The organism is uncultured Desulfovibrio sp., from assembly GCF_944327235.1.
Classification (GTDB): domain Bacteria; phylum Desulfobacterota; class Desulfovibrionia; order Desulfovibrionales; family Desulfovibrionaceae; genus Desulfovibrio.
In genome coordinates this window covers 1-2,842 of sequence record NZ_CALVHE010000148.1, presented here as the reverse complement: position 1 = coordinate 2,842, position 2,842 = coordinate 1, and the positions used below count along the sequence as shown (strand labels likewise).

2 protein-coding genes are annotated in these 2,842 nt (G+C 63.9%); one reads left to right on the top strand and one right to left on the bottom strand.

Annotated features, from left to right (window positions below):
* Positions 1-389: 389 nt before the first annotated feature.
* Positions 390-1,181, top strand: a complete 792-nt coding sequence (locus Q0K00_RS11670) for a MipA/OmpV family protein (RefSeq protein ID WP_297229721.1) — start codon at positions 390-392, stop codon at positions 1,179-1,181.
* A gap of 229 nt (positions 1,182-1,410) precedes the next feature.
* On the opposite strand, the gene Q0K00_RS11665 is transcribed toward Q0K00_RS11670, so the two are convergent.
* Positions 1,411-2,550, bottom strand: a complete 1,140-nt coding sequence (locus Q0K00_RS11665; RefSeq protein ID WP_297229719.1) for a metallophosphoesterase — start codon at positions 2,548-2,550, stop codon at positions 1,411-1,413.
* Between the last annotated feature and the right edge of the window lie 292 nt (positions 2,551-2,842).

The window sequence follows — 2,842 nt, the reverse complement described above, 5'->3', positions numbered from 1 at the left end:
ATTCGGCTCTTGGCAGAAAACCTCCAGCTTCATGTCTGAGCAGAGGGTGAACAACGTATTGACACTCTACATCTAGCGCATTTGGGGTTCAACACTATTCGTTGCCTGTTTGGGGGGAAGGGGCCCCCGCTCCGCTGTCGATGCCTGCAAGGCTCCTTTGTCACCTGACGGGCAAGGCCCCGCGGGCCGCCTTTCGCCGCCTGCCCTCGCGCCGGTATGCACGGGGCAGGCGGTCTCATGCAAGTCGTCGCGGGCATCCGGCCGTCCACGCGCTTCGGCCGGAGGCCGCTTCCATCATCTTTCGTCCCGCCCGCCGTGGAGCATGGCGGCGCGGCCTTCCTGCCGGGATGCGCGCGGACCGGCAGCCGGAAACGATAAAGGAGACCGGTATGCGATATGTACGCGCTGCGCTCATCTGTCTGGCGTGCAGTCTGGCAATGGCATTGCCCGTTCGGGCCGAAGGAGGGCAGACCTCCTTTTTCGACAGCATCAATGCCGTCCTGTCGGGCTTTGACGTAGGCATCGGCGGCACCGTCATCACCTCGGAATACAAGGACACCCAGCTCGCGGGCAGCACGCTGCCCTTGCTGGGCTACGAGGGAGAGCATCTCTACCTGCGCGGCGTGTCCGGCGGCCTGCACATCTACCGCACGTCATGGTTTGAGTTCAATGCGCAGGTGTCCTATCTGCCGCAGCACTTCTACGCCGACAACAGCGACGACTGGGCCATGCGTCGTCTCGACGATCGCTATTCCAGTATGCTCGCCGGACTCAACGCCCGTATCATGACGCCGTACGGCATCGTGGCGGCGACCGCCTCCACCGATGTGCTCGGCTACAGCAACGGGGTGATCGTGGACGCAAGCTACAGCTATCCCTTCCGTCTCTCCCGCGTGGCGCTGGTGCCGACCGTGGGCCTGCAATGGACGGACGCCAATTATAACGACTATTACTATGGCGTGAAAGCAAGCGAAGCCCGCAAGAGCGGACTCAGCGAGTATTCCCCCGACGGCAGCGTCTCGCCGTACGCGGGCGTGACGGCGCGTATGCAGTTCACGGACCACGTCAGCGGGTTCGCCTCGGCCAGGGCGCTGTTCCTCAATCAGGAGATAACCGACAGCCCCATGGTGGACACCAGCGAGAAGTACAGCTTCAGTCTCGGCGTCATGTACAAGTTTTGATGCTCCGCCAGCGCACTGCGCGGGAGATGGAGCGGTTTGCCAAACGGGGGCTGGCGGTCGGACAGGCCGCGCAGCCCCTGTTTGTTGGAGCACGTTGCCAGTGGAGAAGGCAAAACGCGAGGCGGCGGCACAGCGCCGCCCGACCAGAACCAAGCGGAAAAACCGCCTTTTTTCGCGAAACGCCGGGTCGTATGGTTTGAAACGCAAAGCGTTTCAAACGGAAAATGCTCTATGGACGGCTGGCGGCCGCTGACGGCACAAGGTCGATGACCACGATCTCCGGGGGCGCGCCAAGCCGGATGGGCAGCTTGGAGAAACCCACGCCGGTGGTGACGTAGAGGAGGCTTTCCCCAGCCGTGGAACGATGACGGGAAAGTCCGGTGGGTGTGCCGTAGGCACGGACCAGCAGAGGTTCCACCAGACCGATCTGTCCGCCGTGCGTATGTCCCGACAATTGCAGGGCAAAATGTCCCACACTGTCCGGCAGCAGGTTCGGACGATGGGTCAGCAGCACGACCGGGGCGGCCGAGGGGCGTCCGGCGACCAGTGCGGCCACGTCAACGTCCGTGTTCCCCTTCTGGGCGCGCACGTCGGGATCATCAATGCCGAGCAGGGTGAGCGGACCCAGCGGGAGCAGTTCGTCCGACAGGACCCGGATGCCGCAACTGTCCACAAAGGCCCGCGCGCGTTCATGGCCGCCGAAAGCATCGTGGTTCCCCAGTACGGCAAAGACGCCCAGCCGGGAACGAAGCTGCCGCAGGGCGTCCCTATCGGCTGTCGTGCCCTGCACGGAATCATCCAGGATGTCGCCGCCCAGCAGGACGAGGTCTGGGGCCTGGGCGTTGACGGCTTCGACGAAGCGTCGCAAAAAGGGCGTGCCCGTCTGCGGACCGATGTGCAGGTCAGCGGCAAAGACGAGGCGCAGCCGCTCCGGGCCGTCGCTTGCGAGCAGCGGCAGTTCCAGACGGCGTACCTTCAGATCGTGCGCTTCGTGGAGGCCGTAGGCGTACAGTCCGGCACAGGCAAGCAGCAGCACCAGCAGGTTGCGCCGCGCGGCCGGGGAGAGCGGCGTCCGGGGGGAGCGCCCGCGCCCCAGCCGTCCGCACAGGATGCCCATATCCCTGGTGAGGACGGTCAGCAGGCAGAAAAGGGCCAGCGGCTGCCAGACGGTCCCCGCACGCGCAAAAAGCTTCTGCGCCGCGCTGCCGTCGGGCAGCAGATCGTGGATATAGGGGTACAGGCCCATGACCAGAAAAAAGGGGAACGCCGCCAGCGCAAGGCGGCGCTTTTTCGTATGGCGGAGCAGAGCGCCATACAGATAACCATGAGACAGCATATAATAGAGCAGGGTACGGGGCAGAAATTCCATAAGGACTCCGTTGCTGCTGGTGACGTCAGTCCGGCAGGCGACATGCCATGCCCGTCAGGGCCTCCGGTGTACGCTGTCGCTGCGATCAGGACGACGAATGGCTGTTATGGTGATTTTATGTACGAATAGGGATAATTCAAGATGGGGAGCGTTTTTTTTTGTCGTGGCGTGCGGCTCGCGCCCGGCGTCCCGGCGCGCTCGTCGTCGGGGCCTGCTAACACTATTCGTTGCCTGTTTGGGGGGAAGGGGAACCCCTCCGCCAGCGCGGGAGGGGTTCCCCTTCCCCCCAAGC